Origin of the sequence: Parabacteroides chongii (genome assembly GCF_029581355.1) — a bacterium.
GTDB lineage: Bacteria > Bacteroidota > Bacteroidia > Bacteroidales > Tannerellaceae > Parabacteroides > Parabacteroides chongii.
Map to the genome: position 1 here is coordinate 3,969,838 of NZ_CP120849.1, position 20,925 is coordinate 3,990,762.

16 protein-coding genes are annotated in these 20,925 nt (G+C 45.8%); 15 read left to right on the forward strand and 1 reads right to left on the reverse strand.

Annotation, left to right across the window (positions count from 1 at the left end):
- Nucleotides 1-4 precede the first annotated feature (4 nt).
- Nucleotides 5-1,486: a cobyric acid synthase gene (locus P3L47_RS14790; RefSeq protein ID WP_277781295.1), complete on the reverse strand. Its 1,482-nt coding sequence runs from the start codon at nucleotides 1,484-1,486 to the stop codon at nucleotides 5-7.
- Nucleotides 1,487-1,586: 100 nt separating this feature from the next.
- Between P3L47_RS14790 and P3L47_RS14795 the strand changes: the two genes are divergently transcribed.
- From P3L47_RS14795 to P3L47_RS14865, 15 genes are all read left to right on the forward strand, one after another.
- Nucleotides 1,587-2,702 (forward strand): acyltransferase family protein, encoded by a 1,116-nt coding sequence (locus tag P3L47_RS14795; RefSeq protein WP_277781296.1) that lies wholly within the window; start codon nucleotides 1,587-1,589, stop codon nucleotides 2,700-2,702.
- Between the two features lie 11 nt (nucleotides 2,703-2,713).
- Complete coding sequence (locus tag P3L47_RS14800) at nucleotides 2,714-3,847, forward strand: acyltransferase family protein (protein WP_277781297.1); 1,134 nt, start codon at nucleotides 2,714-2,716, stop codon at nucleotides 3,845-3,847.
- 27 nt (nucleotides 3,848-3,874) lie between these two features.
- Nucleotides 3,875-5,077, forward strand: a complete 1,203-nt coding sequence (locus P3L47_RS14805) for an L-serine ammonia-lyase (RefSeq protein ID WP_122363038.1) — start codon at nucleotides 3,875-3,877, stop codon at nucleotides 5,075-5,077.
- A gap of 141 nt (nucleotides 5,078-5,218) precedes the next feature.
- Nucleotides 5,219-5,860 (forward strand): TetR/AcrR family transcriptional regulator, encoded by a 642-nt coding sequence (locus P3L47_RS14810; protein ID WP_277781298.1) that lies wholly within the window; start codon nucleotides 5,219-5,221, stop codon nucleotides 5,858-5,860.
- Between the two features lie 8 nt (nucleotides 5,861-5,868).
- A complete protein-coding gene (locus P3L47_RS14815) occupies nucleotides 5,869-7,161 on the forward strand; it encodes a TolC family protein (protein ID WP_277781299.1) in 1,293 nt (430 codons plus the stop codon).
- A gap of 12 nt (nucleotides 7,162-7,173) precedes the next feature.
- Nucleotides 7,174-8,088, forward strand: a complete 915-nt coding sequence (locus tag P3L47_RS14820) for an HlyD family secretion protein (protein ID WP_277781300.1) — start codon at nucleotides 7,174-7,176, stop codon at nucleotides 8,086-8,088.
- 14 nt (nucleotides 8,089-8,102) lie between these two features.
- A complete protein-coding gene (locus P3L47_RS14825) occupies nucleotides 8,103-9,005 on the forward strand; it encodes an ABC transporter ATP-binding protein (RefSeq protein ID WP_277781301.1) in 903 nt (300 codons plus the stop codon).
- A 220-nt stretch (nucleotides 9,006-9,225) separates the two neighbouring features.
- Nucleotides 9,226-9,960 carry an ABC transporter ATP-binding protein gene (locus tag P3L47_RS14830; protein ID WP_277781302.1) on the forward strand — a complete coding sequence of 245 codons (735 nt, stop codon included), beginning with the start codon at nucleotides 9,226-9,228 and terminating at the stop codon, nucleotides 9,958-9,960.
- A gap of 1 nt (nucleotide 9,961) precedes the next feature.
- Nucleotides 9,962-11,104, forward strand: a complete 1,143-nt coding sequence (locus tag P3L47_RS14835; RefSeq protein WP_122363032.1) for an ABC transporter permease — start codon at nucleotides 9,962-9,964, stop codon at nucleotides 11,102-11,104.
- 10 nt (nucleotides 11,105-11,114) lie between these two features.
- The gene (locus tag P3L47_RS14840; RefSeq protein ID WP_277781303.1) at nucleotides 11,115-12,209 is read left to right on the forward strand and encodes an ABC transporter permease; all 1,095 of its coding nucleotides are present in this window, start codon (nucleotides 11,115-11,117) and stop codon (nucleotides 12,207-12,209) included.
- 99 nt (nucleotides 12,210-12,308) lie between these two features.
- Complete coding sequence (locus P3L47_RS14845; protein ID WP_277781304.1) at nucleotides 12,309-13,130, forward strand: IclR family transcriptional regulator; 822 nt, start codon at nucleotides 12,309-12,311, stop codon at nucleotides 13,128-13,130.
- Entirely contained in the window at nucleotides 13,127-14,899 is a 1,773-nt protein-coding gene (locus P3L47_RS14850; protein ID WP_122363029.1) for a YncE family protein, read from the forward strand. The genes P3L47_RS14845 and P3L47_RS14850 overlap by 4 nt, the downstream gene beginning before the upstream one ends.
- A 12-nt stretch (nucleotides 14,900-14,911) precedes the next feature.
- On the forward strand, nucleotides 14,912-16,006 hold the full coding sequence (locus P3L47_RS14855; RefSeq protein WP_277781305.1) for a chorismate transformation FkbO/Hyg5 family protein: 1,095 nt from the start codon (nucleotides 14,912-14,914) through the stop codon (nucleotides 16,004-16,006).
- Nucleotides 16,007-16,075: 69 nt separating this feature from the next.
- Nucleotides 16,076-16,795 carry a cupin domain-containing protein gene (locus tag P3L47_RS14860; RefSeq protein ID WP_122363027.1) on the forward strand — a complete coding sequence of 240 codons (720 nt, stop codon included), beginning with the start codon at nucleotides 16,076-16,078 and terminating at the stop codon, nucleotides 16,793-16,795.
- 44 nt (nucleotides 16,796-16,839) lie between these two features.
- Complete coding sequence (locus P3L47_RS14865; protein WP_277781306.1) at nucleotides 16,840-20,850, forward strand: SUMF1/EgtB/PvdO family nonheme iron enzyme; 4,011 nt, start codon at nucleotides 16,840-16,842, stop codon at nucleotides 20,848-20,850.
- The last annotated feature ends 75 nt before the right edge of the window (nucleotides 20,851-20,925 follow it).

The window sequence follows — 20,925 nt, forward strand, 5'->3', positions numbered from 1 at the left end:
TAGATTATAAAGTACTATAAATATACTCCATATCCACATGTCTCCTGACCAGTTCTGCTAATTTGTCGTACTGTTCTTCTTTGAATGCCGCATAATCGAATGGGGCGGAATCGGTTTCCTTGTTGAAACCTTCGGCGAGGTTGTCGAGTACTTCCGGGTTGTCGAGGATGCCGTGCATATAACTGCCCCAGCAGCGGTCGTTCAGATAATAACCGTCTTTCCTGCCGTCTTCGAGCAAAGCGACCGGGCTTTCGGGAGCATTTCCGAAAAGGACAGTCTGTCCCATATGTATCTCGTATCCTTTGCATGCCATTGGGGAACCGGAACGGAAGGTGAAACGGCTTTGTTTCGTTACTTTTTCCTGCTCGATAACGGTGCATTGGGGGAGTAACCCTAATCCCGGCACGGCAGGAATGTTCCCTTCTATTCCTTCCGGATCTTCCAGGCGGGCACCCATCATTTGGTAGCCGCCGCAGATACCGATCACTTTTTTCCCTTTCTTGAATGCACGAACGACAGCATCGGCAATACCGTTGGCGCGGATGCTTTGGAGGTCGGCGAGAGTATTCTTTGACCCTGGCAACAGGATAATGTCCGCTTTTTCTATTTCGTCTATATTGCTTGTGTAGTAAGGATTGAAACGTGGGTCCATATCCAGTACGTCGAAATCCGTGAAGTTTGACATACGCTTCAACAGGATAATGGCGACATTGATCTTGCCGTCCTGCCAGGTATTCGTTTTCATATCCAGCGCTACCGAATCTTCTTCCTCTATCTTGATATCCCGAAACCAGGGGATGACACCCACGACCGGGATTCCTGTCAGCTCTTTCAACAGTGTCCGTCCTTCTTCGAACAGAGATGCGTCTCCGCGGAACTTATTGATGATGATCCCCTTCATCTGTGCCCGTTCCTCAGGTTTGAGTAAGGCGATCGTGCCGTAAACGGAACCGAATACGCCGCCGCGGTCGATGTCGGCTACCAGATAGGTAGAGGCATCCGCCTGTATCGCCATGCGCATATTGGTGATATCGCGGTCGCGGAGGTTCAGTTCGGAGATACTTCCGGCTCCCTCCAGTACGATCGGGTTATAGCGGGCTTCCAGACGTTTGAATGCCTCGATGGCCTCTCTGAAAAGAGCTTCTTTCTGATTCTGCACACCGAAATAGTCCTTGGCGGACATGTTGCCGACCGGACGACCGTTCAGGACCACCTGCGAGCTTTTATCGTTGGTCGGTTTCAGTAAAACCGGGTTCATATCCGTATGCGGGACAATACCGCACGCTTCTGCCTGTACCACCTGGGCACGCCCCATCTCACCGCCTTCAGGGGTGGAAAAGGAGTTCAGCGACATATTCTGCGCCTTGAAGGGAGCAGGTTGATATCCATCTTGTTTAAAGATGCGGCAAAAAGCAGCGTTGATCACACTCTTTCCTGCATCGGAACAAGTGCCAACGAACATGATCGGTTTTAAGTGCTGTTTCATAATGGCTGCAAAACTAATGAAAAAGCAGGACAGTTCTTATATTATTTTCTATATTTGCGCTTACTTATTTCTAAATTATATACGATTTAAATTAAATACCATGGAAAAACAGAAACAGAGCCGGCGGCTTCAGTCGCTGGATGCTTTACGGGGATTTGATATGTTCTTTATTATGGGAGGCGGGGCCCTGTTTGTCGGGCTGGCGACATTGATACCTACTCCTTTCTTTCAATCTTTGGCGGACCAGATGAACCATGCCAAATGGGGAGCGGGATTCACTTTCGAGGATATTATCTTTCCTTTGTTTTTGTTCATTGCCGGTATCTCTTTTCCTTTTTCACTGGAGAAGCAGCGGGAGCGGGGCATGTCGGAAGCGGCTATCTATAAGAAGATTGTCCGGCGTGGAATTACGCTTGTCGTATTGGGATTCGTTTATAACGGATTGCTGAATCTGAATTTTGAGACCCAACGCTATGCCAGTGTACTCGCCCGTATCGGTCTGGGATGGATGTTCGGTGCATTGATCTTTGTCAATACACGGACAATCACACGAGTATGGATCGTGGCGGCTATCTTGATCGGCTACTGGTTGTTGCTGTTTATTCCGGCACCTGACGGGAATGGGGCAGAACTGTTTACGCGCGAAGGAAATCTGGCTTGCTATATCGACCGGCTGCTGTTGCCGGGACGTTTGCATGGAGGTAATTATGATCCGGAAGGTATTTTGTCTACTTTGCCGGCTATCGGTACCGCCTTGTTGGGGATGTTTACCGGCGAATTTATAAAACTACGTAAAGAAGGATTGAGCGAAACGAAGAAAGTAGGATATATGTTGGTTGCAGGTGGCTGCCTGTTGGTGGTCGGTCTGTTGTGGGGATTATTCTTTCCGATTAATAAATATTTGTGGACCAGCTCGTTCGTTTGTACGGTAGGAGGCATTTCTGCCATCTTGTTTGCGCTATTCTATTATATTGTCGATGTGAAAGAATGCCGGGGATGGACGCTTTTCTTTACGGTGATCGGAACTAATTCGATTACTATCTATCTGGCACAAGTATTCATTAACTTCACTTTTACAGCGAATGCCATTTTCGGAGGTTTCATCGGTTTGTTCCCTGAAACGGCACAGCCATTGTTAGGGGCGGTTGCCTATATTGCCGTCTGCTGGGGATTCCTGTATTTCCTGTATCGTCAACGTATTTTCTTAAAGGTCTAAAATAATAACAAATGGAAAAAACTACTTACAAGCGATTGGAATCGCTTGATGCTTTACGCGGATTTGATTTATTCTTTCTGGTCGCATTGGGACCGTTGGCTCATTCATTGGCAAGGGCTGCTGATGTGGGATGGTTGAACGATTGTATGTGGGCATTCAGCCATGTACATTGGGAGGGTTTCTCTCCCTGGGATTTGATCATGCCGTTATTCCTTTTTATGTCAGGAGCTTCCATGCCTTTTGCGCTGTCACGCTACAAAGGAGTTTCCGATAAGAAAGCTCTTTTCCGTCGTCTGGGAAAACGTATCCTGTTACTGTGGATATTCGGTATGATGTGTCAGGGTAATTTGCTGGGATTCGATCCGGATCGGATTTATCTATATTCAAATACGTTGCAGTCGATCGCTGCCGGCTATCTGATCACGGCTGTATTGTTTCTGTATACCAGCCGGCGGACGCAGATAGGAGTGGCGGTAGCTTTGCTGCTTGTCTATTGGGCGGCGATGCAGTTTATCACGGTCGGCGGTTATGGCGGAGGTAATTATACACCCGAAGGAAACCTGGCGGAATGGATAGACCGTACCGTACTGGGACGTTTCCGTGATGGAGCGAAAGTGGTGGACGGTGAAGTCGTTTTTGCCGGAGGATATTACTATACCTGGATATTAAGTACGCTGAACTTTGGGGTGACGGTGCTGACCGGTTTGTTTGCAGGCTATATTGCCAAAGATAAAACAAGCGATATCTATAAACTGAAATGGTATTTCGGAGCAGGTGCGGCGATGGTTGCTGCCGGATGGCTATGGGGATTGCAGATGCCGGTGATCAAGACGATCTGGACCAGTTCGATGGTGCTGGTGAGCAGCGGCTATTGCTTCTTGTTGATGGGGTTGTTCTATTATCTGATAGATTATAAAGGATATAATAAGAATATCACCTGGCTGAAAGTATACGGAATGAACTCGATCGTCGCTTATATGCTGGCAAATGTCATTAATTTCAGTTGCCTGGGACAATCCTTATTTTATGGTTTGGAGCAATATCTCGGCAATTATTATTCCTTTTTGATCAGCTTGTCAAACGTATCGGTTATTTATGTAATTTTGTGGCTGCTATATAAACGTAACATATTTCTTAAAGTATAGAAAACACAAAATTAGGGAAAAAGAGAAATGGAATCAATCAGACAGATATACCGGATCGGTCATGGTCCGTCGAGTAGTCATACGATGGGACCGATGCGTGCTGCACAAATGTTTCTGGAACGTAACAGGGGAGCTGTGCGCTTTAACGTAACATTATATGGTAGTCTTGCTGCTACCGGAAAAGGTCACATGACCGATGCTGCCATTCTGGAAGTGTTGCAGCCTGTTGCTAAAACGAATATTATCTGGGAGCCTAAAGTCTTCCTGCCGTTCCATCCGAACGGTATGTTATTCGAATCGTTCAATGAAAGAGATGAAGAGCTGGAATCATGGACGGTGTACAGTATCGGTGGCGGAACACTGGCGAATGAAAGTTTTAACGAGCTTAAAACAGCTCAGGTCTATGAGATGAGTACCATTAAGGATATTCAGGCCTGGTGTGAAAAGACCGGACATTCTTACTGGGAATATGTGGAGCAATGTGAAGGTCCTGAAATATGGGATTACCTGGCGGAAGTTTGGGAGGTGATGCAGAAAGCCGTACAGAACGGTCTGGAAGCGGAAGGTATCCTGCCGGGAGGTCTGGGAATACGCCGGAAAGCTTCGGATTATCTGATACGTGCCAAGGGATATGGCAGCAGTATTAAAAGCCGTGGCATGGTGTATGCTTTCGCCCTGGCTGTTTCCGAAGAGAATGCCTGCGGCGGTAAGATCGTGACGGCACCGACTTGTGGTTCCTGTGGGGTTATGCCGGCTGTATTGTATCATCTAAAAGATACGCGTGAGTTCCGCGATTCCCGTATCCTGCGCGCTTTGGCGACTGCCGGACTGTTCGGGAATGTGGTTCGTACGAATGCTTCCGTCTCAGGAGCGGAAGTTGGTTGCCAGGGTGAAGTCGGAGTGGCTTGTGCGATGGCTGCCGGAGCTGCCAGTCAGCTGTTCGGTGGAACACCTGCCCAAATCGAGTATGCTGCCGAAATGGGATTGGAACATCACCTCGGGCTGACTTGTGATCCCGTTTGCGGACTGGTACAGATTCCGTGTATCGAACGTAATGCTTTTGCCGCAGCACGTGCGCTGGATGCAAATACATTCTCGAACTTCTCGGACGGAAAGCACCGGGTTAGTTTCGACCAGGTGGTGGAAGTAATGCGTCAGACCGGTAACGACCTGCCCAGCTTGTATAAAGAGACTTCAGAAGGCGGTCTTGCCAAGAAGTACGGAGAATAAGATTCTGTAAAATATATTAAAATAAGGGTGTAATAGTTGCACCCTTATTTTTTTATACTACATTTGACACGTCTGTCAAACAATAATGTCAGACATATTTGGCAGACACTATTGACAAATGAAGTAAAAACAAGATATACAATGGATACAGAAGAAGTAATCACAATGGAGAACCGAATCCTGGAAGCGGCAAAGATAGTCTTTGTGAGGAAAGGATACGAAGCGACAAAGATGGGTGACGTGGCTGCCGAGGCAGGAATCGGGCGTACGGCTTTACATTATTATTATCGCACGAAGGATATGCTGTTCGATGCGATTTTCGACCAGTTGATGGACAGCCTGCTGCCTGACCTGGGTATTATTATTGATGAGAAACTCCCTTTTCTGGAGAAGCTGCCGAAGATTATCAAACGGTATGTGAATACGCTGCAGAAAAATCCTTTATTCCCGATTTTCGTCTTAAACGAATTACAGCGGGACCCCGAACACATCTATCACTCGGTGTTGAAAGATCTGCCACGGATAGAGCCGATCATGCATCTGCATGCTCAACTGGTGGACGAAATGGAGAGAGGCATGATAAAGAAAATGCCGCTGTATTATATGGCAACGACCCTGGTCAGCCTGCTGATTTTTCCGATGCTGATACGAAATCCTGTTACTGCTATATTTATGGATGGCAATGTCGGGGAATATGATAAGTTCCTGCAGGAACGTATCCCTTTCGTTACCGATATAATGATCCGGCTGTTGACACCGGACGATCATACACAAAATAAATAATTACCTCTATGAAACGGATTTGTGTAATTCTATTTTTATGTTTTCTCCTGTTGCCGGGTAGCATGAAAGGGCAGGAGAAGATTACTTTGGCGCAGTGCTACGAATGGGCACGGGCTAATTATCCCCAGATACGCCAGTACGGGCTGATCGGGCAGACCGAGCAGTATAATCTGTCGAATGCCGTCAAGGGCTGGTTGCCTCAGGTAACGGTGAATGCGAAAGCGACTTATCAGAGTGATGTGACCCAGCTCCCGTTCGATGCGGACAAACTGTCGGCTGTCATGCCGGGACTGGAAATACCGACATTGAGCAAAGACCAGTATCAGGTTGTTGCCGAACTGAACCAGAATATATGGGACGGCGGCACGATCCATACTTCCCGCCAACTGACCAAGGCACAGGCTATAGCAGATCGGGAACAATTGGAAAGCGACCTCTATACCTTGAACGATCGGGTGAACCAACTTTATTTCGGTTGTCTACTTCAGGAGGAACTGATCCGCCAGAATGTGTTGCTGCAGAAAGAACTACAGATTAATATCGATCGTATAACGGCGATGATGGCTAATGGAGTTGCCAACCTGTCCGACCGCGAGAGCATGGAAGTGGAACTATTGAATGCCCGCCAGAAGGAAATCGAACTGAAAGCCTCCCGTGTCGCTTTCGGCAGGATGCTGAGTACGATGATAGGGAAGCCTTATGATCCGAACAGGATACTGGAGGTGCCGAACGTGCCGGGTAATCCGTTATCCGGAGAAATAAATCGTCCCGAACTGAAGGCGTTGGATGCTAAAAGTTATTTGCTGGAATTGCAGAACAAGCAGATCACAAGTGGTTTGATGCCGCGTATCGGTGCATTTGTCCAGGGCGGATACGGCAGACCGGGACTGAATATGCTGGAGGATAGCTTTGATCCGTTCTATATAGCGGGTGTGCGCCTTTCCTGGAATATGGGTAAACTATATACATTAAAGAATGATCGTCGCAAAGTCGCAACCACACTGCAGCAGGTAGAAGTACAGCGTGAGACTTTCCTCTTCAATACCTCTCTGCAGTTGATGCAGCAGAATACGGAGATACAGAAGATTTCCGACCTGATGAAAGCGGACAATGAAATAATCCGTCTCCGCACCAGTATCAAGAAAGCGGCAGAAGTGAAGCTGGAGAACGGGGTCATTTCCGTTACCGACCTGATCCGTGAGATCAATGCGGAAGATATGGCAAAGCAGACGGCGGCGGCCCATCGCATCCAACATCTGAATGCGGTTTATAATTATATGTATACGACGAATAATGAATAATCAAAAAGAATCATGAAAAGTAATATGAAACGATTGAGTTCTTACACTTTGATAGCAACTGTACTATTGAGCCTTGCTGCATGCAACAGGGGAGATGGCAACTTCGACGCGACGGGTACGTTTGAAGCAACGGAGATTCTGGTGTCTTCCGAGGCAAACGGCAAGATCATGGAACTGAATATAGAGGAAGGCGACCGGCTGGATGCCGGGGCAATGGTCGGATATATCGACAGTACCCAGTTATATCTGAAAAAGATGCAGCTTTCGGCAGGTTTACGCTCGGTGGATATTCGTAAACCGGATATCCGTAAACAGATCGCAGCTCTGGAGCAGCAGATCGCTACTGCCCGTACGGAACAGCAGCGAATGGAGAACCTGGTAAAGGCAAAAGCCGGCAACCAAAAACAGGTGGACGACATCGTAAATAATATCAAATATCTGCAGAAGCAACTCGATGCGCAGTATTCCACCCTGAATAAAACGACCGGTGGAGCGGATGCCGAAGCAGAAAGCATCCTTTATCAGATCATGCAGCTCGACGATCAGTTACAAAAAAGCCGCATCGTAACTCCCCAGGCGGGAACGGTCCTTGTCAAATATGCAGAACCGGGTGAAGTGACGGCTGCCGGCAAGCCTTTGTATAAAATAGCCGATACCGACCTGCTTTATCTCCGGGCTTATATCACAGCCGACCAGCTTTCAAAATTGAAACAGGGTCAGACTGTCCGTGTCTTTGCCGATTACGGAGCGGATGAACAGCGCGAATATCCGGGAACGATCACTTGGATATCCGATAAGTCGGAGTTTACCCCTAAAGGGATCCAAACGAAAGATGAACGTGCCAACCTGGTTTATGCCATCAAGATTGCTGTTAAGAATGACGGCTATCTCAAGATCGGGCAATACGGGGAAACGGTGTTTAATTAAATAAAGAACGGGATATGAACAACGAAGTGCGGATAGAAGGAATCTTCAGGAACTACGGCAATGTGGAAGCTTTGCAGGATATTTCCCTGGATATACATTCGGGAGAACTGTTTGGGCTGATCGGACCGGACGGGGCAGGGAAGACGACTTTGTTCCGTATCCTGACGACTTTGCTGTTGGCGGATAAGGGAAAAGCAACCGTTTGCGGACTGGATGTCGTTCGTGATTATAAGGAGATCCGTACGATGGTCGGTTATATGCCCGGTCGCTTCTCCCTATATCAGGACCTGACGGTAGAGGAGAACCTGAACTTCTTCGCTACGGTATTCAATACGACAATAGCTGAGAATTATGAACTGGTTCGTGACATATACGTTCAGATAGAACCGTTCAAGAACCGGAAAGCCGGAAAGTTATCCGGTGGTATGAAGCAAAAGCTGGCATTGTGCTGTGCATTGATCCATCGTCCGGAGGTGCTCTTTTTGGATGAACCGACAACGGGTGTCGATCCGGTTTCGCGTGTGGAGTTTTGGGAGATGCTGGACCGACTGAAGAAACAAGGTATTACCATCCTGGTTTCTACACCTTATATGGATGAGGCTTCCCGCTGTGACCGTATAGCATTGATGCGTTCCGGCCGGTGTTTGTCCGTCGATACGCCGGCAGGTATCCGTGCTTCCTTTGGCAGGCAGCTGTGGATTGTCCGCTCGGCAGCTATGTATAAGCTGTTGGTCGACCTGCGGGCTTTTCCCGGTACTTATTCCTGCTATGCCTTTGGGGATGCGCATCATCTGACATTAAAAGAGGATGGGCGTGAGATGGATGCACTGAAGCAGTATCTGAAAGGAAAGGGATATACCGATGTGACGATAGAACCGGTGATGCCTAGTGTGGAAGATTGCTTCATGGCTTTGTGATTTTGCCATTGGAAAGGCAATGTTTTGCCAATAGGATGGCATAGGTTTGCCAATACGATGGCAGGGTCTTGCCATAGTGATGGCAGAAGTTTGCCAATAGGATGGCAGGGCTCTGCCAAAGGCATGGCAAAGTGTTGGCAAAGTCTTCTGCAGAATCGGAGTTTGCCTACTTCGTGTAAAATTCATTGCAACTGTAAAAGATGCATTAATTCGATATATAATGAACGTAATAGAAACAAACAACCTGACGAAGCGCTTCGGAAACTTTACGGCAGTAGACCATATAAGTTTTGAGGTAGGAGAGGGAGAGATATTCGGTTTCCTCGGTGCCAATGGTGCCGGTAAGACCACTGCTATGCGTATGCTTTGCGGGTTGTCGACTCCTACTTCCGGCGAGGCCCGTGTCGCAGGTTTCGATGTATATAAGGAGACAGAACAGATTAAACGTCATATCGGCTATATGAGTCAGAAGTTTTCTCTGTACGGTGATCTGAAAGTGTGGGAGAATATTCGCTTGTACGGTGGAATCTACGGCCTTTCAGAGAAAAAGCTGGCAGAGAAAACGGATGAGTTGCTTGAGGTGCTGGATCTCGAATCCGAACGGGATACGCTGGTTGATGCACTCCCTTTGGGATGGAAGCAGAAGCTTGCCTTCTCTGTAGCTATCATCCACGAGCCCCGTGTCGTCTTTTTGGATGAACCGACCGGAGGTGTCGATCCGGTTACCCGCCGTCAGTTCTGGGAACTGATCTATCAGGCGGCGGAGCGGAATATCACTGTTTTTGTCACTACCCACTATATGGATGAAGCCGAATATTGCAACCGGGTATCTATCATGGTTGACGGAAAGATCGAAGCGCTGGACAGTCCGGCTGCCTTGAAGTCTTCTTTCCATGTGGATAATATGAACGACGTTTTCCATGCCCTGGCACGAAAAGCGAAAAGAGGAGAATAGTATGAAACAATTTTTATCTTTTATACAAAAGGAATTTTATCACATCTTCCGTGATAAACGGACCATGCTGATCATTCTGGTTATGCCTATCGTCCAGATATTACTTTTCGGGTATGCCATAACGACGGAAATCAAGAGCGTGCCGATCGCTATATTTGATCAGAGCCGCGATGAGGTTACGACAAAGATCGGCGCCCATCTGGCAGCCAGCGAATATTTCGAGCTTTATAAAATGATCGACAGCCAGTCGGAAGCCGAATCGCTTTTCAAGCAGGGTAAAGTGAAAATGGTTATTGTTTTTCCGCCCCAATATGCTTCTTCGCCGGATGCGGAAGTACAACTGCTGGCGGATGCGACCGACCCGAATGAAGCGACTCAGTTGACATCGTATGCGACTGTTGTGATACAACAGGAGAGGGCTCAGTTGATAGTTGACAGTGGACAGTTGACAGATATAGGAAGCGACGAGAAACTGTCAACTGTCAACCGTCAACTGTCAACTGGAATATTCCCCGTCACTCATCTGCTTTATAATCCGACAATGAAGGGAGCTTACAATTTTGTACCGGGCGTGATGGGATTGATCCTGATACTGATCTGTGCGTTGATGACCTCGGTCGGCATTGTAAAGGAGAAAGAGATGGGGACGATGGAGATATTGCTGGTTTCTCCGATGAAGCCGGTTTATATCATTTTAGCCAAAGCAATACCCTATCTGTTGCTGAGTATAGTCAATGTGGCAACAATCCTCTTTTTGTCCTATTTCCTGTTGGGAGTGCCGATTGCCGGAAGCCTGACCCTCCTGGTGGCTGTATCCATACTGTATGCATTGGTTTCCCTTTGTTTGGGCTTGCTGATCTCTACGATTGCCGATACGCAACAGGCAGCTATGCTGATCAGTGCGATGGTGCTGATGCTGCCGGTGATCCTGCTTAGCGGAATGATGTTCCCGATAGAGAATATGCCCGATATATTGCAATGGATCTCTAATATCGTACCGGCCAAATGGTATATCATAGCCGTGAAGGATATCATGATCAAAGGGCTGGGTGCCGGGGCTATACTAAAAGAGGTGGGGATATTGTTATTTATGGTCGTATTCCTGGTGATTCTGAGTGTAAAACGTTTTAAGATTCGTTTATAACAAGAAAGTTATGAGAACATTACGATATTTATTGGAGAAAGAGTTTAAGCAGATCAAGCGTGACCGTTTCCTGCCTCGTATCATCTTTTGGGTTCCGTTGATGCAGCTGATCATCCTGCCTTTTGCAGCGAATTTTGAAATGCGCAATATCAATTTGGGGGTGATAGACAATGATCATTCTGTCCTGTCTGCCCAATTGATCGAGAAGGTCGTTGCTTCCGGTTATTTCCGCCTGACGAATGTTTCGGATAGTTACGGCCAGGGTATAACCTCTATCGAAAGCAACGAATCGGATTTGCTTCTGGAGATTCCTGTGAACTTTGAGCAGCAACTGGGGCGGGAAGGTGCAGTGGATGTGCTGATTGCCGCCAATGCCGTGAACGGGACAAAAGGAGGCATGGGAAGTTCTTATCTCTCGCAGATCATTCAGGATTTTAATCAGGAGAAAGGTTTTACTTCCGGCTTGCAATCCGGTGGAATACGTTCTACGAGTCTTTTCAATCCGCATCTGAATTACAAGAATTACATGGTTCCGGGGATTATGGTCTTTTTGCTGACTATCATCGGAGGTTTCCTTTCTGCACTGAACATTGTCAGTGAGAAGGAGAAAGGCACGATCGAGCAGATCAACGTGACACCAGTGCCTAAGACACTGTTCCTTCTGTCGAAGCTGATCCCTTTTTGGATCATCGGTTTTATTCTTCTGACGATCGGGGTCATTGTTGCCTGGGTTGTTTACGGTTTGTTGCCTGTCGGTAATATCGGCATCATCTATTTGTTTGCGGCGGTTTACCTGATTGCTTTTACCGGTCTGGGACTAGCCATTTCTTCTATTTCCTCCACCCAGCAGCAGGCAATGTTTACGGCTTTCTTCTTTCTGATTATCTTTGCATTGTTAAGCGGTCTTTTTACACCTATCAGTAGTATGCCGCAATGGGCACAGAATATAACTTTGTTCAATCCTGTGCGTTATTTTGTGGAAGTGATGCGTATGGTTTACCTGAAAGGCAGCCAGTTTACTGATTTAACAGGACATTTTGTGATCGTATGCTTGTTTGCTCTTTTCTTTAATGTACTGGCGGTAGCTAGTTATAGGAAGAAATAATATGCTTTACAGCAGACTTAACCAATTTTTGCACCAAATATATGCTTTATTAACGCGACTCTTTTATATTTGATTCAAATCTGAAACAATATTTCAAATATGGAAAGCGTTATTCCAAATATGGAAAAAGGTGAAGAGAATTATAAGGTGCCGAATCTGGAAAAAGGGATAGCGGTGCTTGAATATCTTTCGCTCCATCCGCAAGGTGAGGCGCTTCAGGATATTAAAAACAAGCTGGATATTTCACAGACTACCGCTTACCGTATTTTGAATACATTGGTTCGTTTGGATTACCTTAACTATAATGAAGACACAAAGCGATACAAGTTATCGAGAAAATTGTTAACTTTGGGCTTCAGATCGTTGAATGAACATAATTTGTTGGAGACAGTATTGCCTTGTTTGCGCGATTTGCGTGATAAAGTGGGTGAGACTGCCTGTTTTGGTGTATTAGGAGATCAAAAGGGTATTTTTATAGAACAAGCGCAGGGACATCATACGTTCCGTTTTGTATTATCACCGGGAAAACCATTCGAGCTGCATTGTTCAGCACCCGGAAAAGCGATTATGGCTTATCTGCCAAACACGGTCCGCGACCGTTATTTGTCGTATATGACATTTGAGAAGTATAATGCGCGGACAATAACTACCCGGGAAGCCTATCTGGAGGAACTGGAAAAAGTCCGTAAGTTAGGTTATGCTATGGATAATGAAGAAGAATTGAATGGAGTTATATGTGTTGGCGCTCCTATATTTAATTATACAGGATATCCTTGTGGGGCGATTTGGATATCCGGACCCAAAGACAGGCTGACAAAAGAGATATTCCGTTCGACGGTTGCGAATATCAAGGAGGTGGCACAAAACATCTCAGGAGAATTAGGATATAGTAAAACACAAAAAAATAACAACATACCATGAAAGCTAAGAAATACATATTAAAAACTTCGTTAATGGCTTGCTTTGTCAGTTGCTGTGTCTCATTGGCATCGGCTGACAATCCTCCGTTTTTTACGACCGATATAAAACTGAATAATAAAGGAGAAATGTTTCTGACCGAGAAAGGTGTGAAGCGGGTTGATATTTTTTCTCCTGACGGCAAATTGTTGCATTCTTATCCCATGGACGAAATACCGACCGGTATCCTGGTTGATGGCGACAAGGCGTATGTGACAACTTTTGAAGAGACCGGAAAGCTGCAGATACTGTTATTGGAGTCGGGCAGGATAGAAGCTGCTATCCCTACAGGATCGGGAGCTTGCCATCCGATGTTCGGACCGGACAAGAAGGCTATTTATGTATGTAACCAGTTTGATAACAGTGTATCGGAAGTTGATCCTGTCAATCATAAAGTATTGCGCAAGGTAAAAGTATTGCGTGAACCGAAGTCCGCCGTGTTCAGCAAGGACGGTAAATATATGTACGTAACCAATTTCCTTCCGGCACAGCGTGCGGACCTGGATTATGTGGCTGCCTGTGTTTCCGTGATCGAAATGGATGGTTTTACCAAAGTAAAAGATATTAAGCTGGCTAACGGTAGTAATGCTTTGCGTGGCATTTGTATTACACCGGACGGAAAGTATGTTTATGTTTCTCACAACCTCGGACGTTTTGCCGTGCCGACTTCACAGTTGCAACAGGGCTGGATGAATACAAGTGCTTTCAGTATCATTGATACGGAAAAGCAGGAATTTGTCGGTGCCGTTGTTGTCGACGAGCCGGAAAGAGGTGCTGCCGGTATCTGGAGTATCGATTGTGATAACGACCATATTTATATATCTCATTCGGGAACGCACGAAGTCAGTGTGATCGATCACCCGGCTTTGCGTGAGAAGTTTGAAGCATATCCCAATAAAGCTGTATTGGATTATGACCTGAACTTCCTGTATGGTATTCGCGAACGTATTCCTTTGCAGGGCAACGGTCCGCGTTCGATGGTACTTACCGATGGAAAGTTGATCATTCCTACTTATTTTGCGGATGTCCTGAACGTGATGGATATAAACACACGGGAAATCACTGCTACGGAGCTGAATCCGGGACGTACTGAATCCGATATCAATAAAGGGGAAAAGTATTTCAATGATGCCTCCCACTGTTTCCAGAACTGGCAGAGCTGTAACGGCTGCCATCCGGGTGATGCGCGTACGGACGGTATGAACTGGGATTTGATGAATGACGGTGTTGGTAATTCCAAGAATTGCAAGAGCATGTTGTTTAGCCATGTGACACCTCCGAATATGATCTCCGGTATCCGTGCCCATGCAGAGATTGCTGTACGTGCAGGATATAATTTCATTCAGTTCTTTGATATTTCTGAAGAAGATGCCGTCTGTGTGGATGAATATCTGAAAGCATTGCGTCCGGTACCAAGTCCTCTTTTGGTAAATGGAGAACTGTCGGATCTGGCAAAAGAAGGACGCAAGGTGTTTGAAAAACTGAAATGTGGCGAATGTCATAGCGGACCTTATTATACAGATATGAAATATCATCGCATTGGTGAAGATGTTGAATTTGAAAAGGGATGGGATACTCCGACTTTAAGGGAAGTTTGGCGTACGGCTCCTTATCTTTTCGATGGCCGTGCAGCTACGATGGAAGAAGTCTTTGAAGTGCACAAACATGGAATCGATAAGAAAGTGTCCAAGAAAGATATTGAGGCTTTGGTTGAATATGTAAATTCACTCTAAAAGGAGGGATCGATGAATTATTGCGATAAGATACACTATAACATTTATTCTACGGAGAAGGCGGGTTTTGAAATAATGGTAGATAAGCTATTAGCTCAATTACCGCGTGACAAACAAATATTCAGGTTGGCCTTTTTCGGCACACCGAGTGATAATGAACAATATGTTTCACGTCGTATCATACTGCGTGAGAGGGTACGTAAATATTATGGGAACCATGAGCCGGTATTGACTTATGTCTCTCAGCCTCCGTTGAACGGTGGGCTGGTATTGGAAGCTCATATGTATACACCGGATGAAGGTGACCATATAACCTATAAACATATCGGGGCATTCCCGTATGTGTTGCTGGAAAATGGCAGTGGCCGTTTCCTGTTTGCCGGTGGTTTCCATGGCGATGTTATTAATTTTGGTATCGAGCAGCAGTCGAAGGAAGTGTTCAAGCTGGTATCCGACTTGTTGAGAAAGGAAGGTTTCCCTATTAACAGTATCATCCGTCAGTGGAATTATATCGAGCAGATCACGAAATTTGATGGGGAAGACCAGCATTACCAGATATTCAATAATGCCCGTAGCGACTATTATGCTATGACGACTTGGGAGAACGGCTATCCGGCAGCAACAGGTATCGGTGCAAACCTGGGAGGTATATTGGTTGATCTGGATGCAGCCTTGTTCTCGAATCCGGATTGCTATGCAACACCGATCGATAACAAATTGCAAGTAGCTGCCCATGCTTATTCAGAAGGTGTGCTGGAAGCAGCTCATTGCAAGAAGACGACTCCGAAGTTCGAACGTGCCAAAAGTATGACGTTCGGTGATCGTGAGTTGGTTTATATATCGGGTACGGCTGCCATTCGTGGCGAAGAAAGCCTGATAGGAGTGGGGCTGGATCGTCAGCTTCATATCACGATGGAGAATATAGCGGAGCTGATAGGTGAAGCAAAGCTTAAAATGCTCCGGGTCTATCTGAAAGATAAGTCTTTCTATGAAGAGTCAGAAAGACTTTTAAATGCATACGGGTTGAATATCCCCATATCTTATATGTGGGCTGATGTTTGCCGGGATGAATTATTAATAGAGATTGAGGGAATAGCAGTGTTGTAATCCTGTTTGGGATGATGTTGACCGTTTGATGAAAAATAGCAAATATTACTAACATAAATTAAAAACAAAATGAAAAAAGGATTGAACTTAAAAATGATGACTATGGGGCTGGCTTTATGCTCTATGGTCGCTTGTACAGGAAACACTGCTAACAAGACAGCCGATGCGACTGAATGTCCTGAACAATGCACTTGTGATAACACTAAAAATAATAAGGAAATGAAGTATTCTAAGAAGTACACAAACGCCGACTTCTACAAAGACGGCAAATTCGATCAGAAAGTAGCTATCGAAGCTATGAAAGACATGTTTAAATTTTATGATGTACCTTTCACAGAACTGATGGCTAAAGACATGTGGGTTACCGACTTCGGTCTGGGTGACTTTGAAAACGTTGGTATGGGCGGTATTTTCTGGATCAACGATGCAGAACACGGATATTTTGCTCACGCTATCTACCTGCTTCCGGGACAGATGATCCCTGAACACGCTCACGTAAAAACTAAATTCCCTGCAAAACATGAATCATGGATGGTTGAAAAGGGATGGGTTTATAACTTCTCTGTAATTGGTGACGAAACTCCGAATGCTCCGGCAATTCCTGCAAGTCATGGCGCTATCAAGAGCAAAAACTTTGTTGTTCAGAATGTAGGCGATGTATTACGCTTGAAAGAACTGGAATCATTCCACTTCATGATGGCAGGTCCGGAAGGTGCTATTGTTGACGAATGGGCATGTTACCATGATAACGACGGCCTTCGTTTTACAAATCCTAAGGCTTCTCTTTAATGATATTCAATCGTAGTTGTTATTACCTTATTTAATAAAGATACATGAATAAATATTTTTTATTAGTATCACTCTTTTTATCCACATCCTTCTTTGTTTCGGCTGGTCCGAAACAGAAGAAGGCGGATACCTGGATTGATGCGTCAATTAAAGCAAAAACAGAACTGCAGACTCAGCTTCAGAAGGCTAATATGCCAGTTATTTCCACTTGGAAGAAGCATAAAGAAAAAGCAGAGCCTTTTGCTGTGGATTTGAAAGGCGTGGATAAGCTGGTGCTTATCACTGCCGGAGGTCCCGATGGTACTGATTACGACCAGGCTGTTTGGGGTAACGCTCGTTTGATCAAAGCGGACGGTACTGCTGTTTGGTTGGATGAAGTTCCTTTCGAATATGGTGTTGCCGGTTGGGCAAAGCCTAAAATGAATATTAACGCTTACGACCATGAGATTTTCATTGCCGGCAAAGAATACAAACACGGTGTTTTCTGCCATGCAAACGGAACTTTGGTTTATCCTGTTAAAGGTGAATACGTTCGCTTTGAAGCTGAAGTAGGTATCGACGATACTTCTTCCGGCGGTAGCGTGTATTTCCAGGCATTGAATGTGGTTCCGAAATTTGTTGGCGACGAACTGATCGCTAAATATCCGGAACAGATCGGTATGCTGGGCGCTATGATGGACGGTTTGGATACATGGCTGATCACTCCGGATGCTTCTGTTGAAAAACAGGCAGTAGACGCTATGATCGGAAAGTTGAAAGACGGTTCTTATTATAAGAGTGTCGTTCAGCAGATCGCCAACGAGAAAGATGTAAATACTCAGATCCGCAAATATTTGGAATTGTTTGAAAAACTTCAGGATGTTTATGCATTGCAGGGTGACCTGGAATGGCTGAATGTCGATGCTATCAAGTTGGCATTTGCAGATATGAGCAAGCAGAAAGGTTTTGATGCTGCCAAATATCAGCCGATGCTGGACGAATTGGTAAAACTTCAGCAGAAAGGTTTCAGCGGTATTTATAAAGGTGACGAACAAGCAATGGCTGATGCCCGCAAAGCATTGGAAAACAAAAAGGCTATCTTGGTGGGTAACCCGCTGCTGGATGCTGACAAGATCGTTGCTGTACGTTATAAATTAGGTTCAAGAGCACGTCAGGCAATGGCGCCGGACCTGGGTACACAGGCTAATAACTGGAGTAACCAGGAATCTGCACGTCGTAGTGGTTTCAATGCAGAGATCATCGAGCTGACAAACCTTCGTGGCGATATGCAGATGAAGAGCATTTTCAAACCGATCGTAGCTGATGCTTCTATCGCTGACCTGAGAATGCACTGGAATGCTGACCGCGTAATGTTCACGACTTTGATGGGTGAAAACGATAAACGTTGGAACGTATATGAAGTGAAGCTGGACGGAACAGGTTGCAAAAAACTGGTAGAAAACGAAGAGCCGGATTTGGAATTTTATGACGGTACTTATCTGCCGGACGGACGTATTATCGCTAACTCTAACATCGGTTACCAGGGTGTTCCTTGTGTAAGCGGTGATGACCCGGTAGGTAATATGGTTCTGTATACTCCGCAGACAAAGAACCTGCGTCGTTTGACTTTCGACCAGGATGCAAACTGGAACCCGGTTGTTATGAACAACGGACGTGTGATGTACACTCGTTGGGAATATACTGACCTGACTCACTACTATTCTCGTATCGTAATGCATATGAACCCGGACGGAACGGAGAACAAAGCACTGTATGGTAGCGGTTCAATGTTCCCGAACAGTACATTCGATATCCAACCGTTGCCAGGACATGGCTCTGCTTTCGTAGGTATCATTTCCGGTCACCACGGTGTTGCCCGTTCAGGACGTTTGATTATCTTCGATCCGACAAAAGGCCGTAAGAATGTTCAGGGTATGGTGCAGGAAATTCCTCATCGTAACCGTCCTATCCAGGAGCTGATCAAAGACGAACTGGTAAATGGTGTATGGCCGCAGTTCGTAAAACCGACTCCGTTGAACGACAAATATTTCCTGGTTGCTGCCAAATTGAATCCTCAGTCATTGTGGGGACTTTATCTGGTCGACATCTATGATAACGTAACTTGTCTGATGCAGGCAGAGGGTGAAGGTTATATCAGCCCGATCCTGGTGAAGGAAACTAAAACTCCTCCGGCAATTCCTGATCGTGTGAAGCTGAATGAAAAAGAAGCTACTATCTTTATTCAGGATATTTATGAAGGTGAAGGTCTGCGCGGTATTCCTCGCGGAACTGTAAAGGAGCTTCGTCTGCATGCTTACGAATATGCTTATGTGAAGACTCGTTCTGACCATAACTGGCATGGTATTCAGAGTGGTTGGGATATCAAACGTTTGTTAGGTACTGTACCTGTTGAAGAAGACGGTTCAGCAATCTTCAAAGTTCCGGCTAATACACCGATCTCTATCCAGCCAATCGATAAGGATGGCGTTGCTGTTCAGTGGATGCGTAGTTGGGTAACTGGTCAGCCGGGTGAAGTGGTTTCTTGTATCGGTTGTCACGAAGACCAGAACCAGATTCCTATTCCTAAGCGTGTAATGGCTTCTCAGAAAGCTGCTGCTCCTTTGAAAGCTCCGGAAGGTGGCGTTCGTTCATTTACATTCGACCTGGAAATTCAGCCGATCCTGGATCGTGCTTGTATCGCTTGTCACAATGGCGAAGGCAAAGCATTCGACTTGCGCGGCGGTAAGAAAGACAAACTGGGTTATGGTACTTCTTACTTGAATATCCATCCGTACGTACATCGTCAGGGCGGTGAAGGTGATATGGTTGTTCTTCAGCCGTATGAATATCATCCGAACACCAGTGAATTGGTTCGTATCCTGAAGAAAGGTCACCATAACGTGAAACTGACAGATGCAGAATGGTTGAAACTGTACAACTGGATTGACTATAACGCTCCTGATAAAGGTTACTTCGATGCCAATGTTCTGGGTAAGGAAATTATTCCATACCAGGGATTCGATCAGATCGAACGTCGTAAGGAACTGACTGACAAGTATGCTAACGGTATGGGTGTAGACTGGAAGAAGGAAATCGCTGACTATGCTTCTTATTTGAAAGCGCAGGGTCCGATTACTCCGGTTATGCCTGAAAAGGCGGCTCCTGTAAAGGTGAAAGAAGTGAAGGCTAAAGGTTGGCCGTTCGACAAAGCTGCTATCAAAGACATGCTTGCCAAGGAAACCAGCAATCGCAAAGAGGTGGAAATCGCTCCGGGTGTGAAGATCAATTTCGTTCGTATTCCTGCAGGTGAATTCGTAATGGGTAGCTACAATGGCGAATCGGATGCTTATCCTACAGCTAAAGTGAAGATCGACAAACCGTTCTGGATGGGTGAAATGGAAGTAACCAACCAGCAGTTTAATGTAATCAATCCGGATCACGACAGCCGTTTCGTAGACCAGTTATGGAAAGACCACGTGGTACAGGGTTATCCGGCTAACGAGCCGAATCAACCGGTTATCCGTGTAAGCTACAACGATGCTATGGAATATTGTAAGAAACTGAGCGAAAAGACAGGCTTGAACATTACGCTTCCGACAGAAGCACAATGGGAATGGGCTTGTCGCGCAGGTAGCAACAGTGATTTCTGGTATGGTGATATGAATACGGACTTCGGTAAATATGAGAACTTGGCTGACAAAACTACTTTACTGTTCGCGGTAAGTGGTGTTGACCCGAAACCTATGTCTCCGAATTCTATGTGGTATAAGTATTATACTTATCTGCCGAAAGAAGAAGGTGTAGACGATGGTCAGTTGATCCAGACAGGCGAGAAGGTTTACGAAGCGAACCCGTTCGGTTTGTATAACATGCACGGTAATGTGTCAGAATGGACTCGTTCAGATTATGTACCTTATCCATACAATCCGAAGTCAAAACTGACTTCAGACCATAAAGTGGCTCGTGGTGGTTCATACATCGAACGTCCGAAGTTCTCTACTTCTTATGCACGTAAGGCATACTATCCGTATCAGCGTGTATTTAACGTAGGTTTCCGTGTAATTATCGAAGACTAATCTCTAAGATATGTCCCAGATATAGATAATATCTATTAGGTGGCCCCGGAAAGGCCGGGGTCACTTAATTGAAAA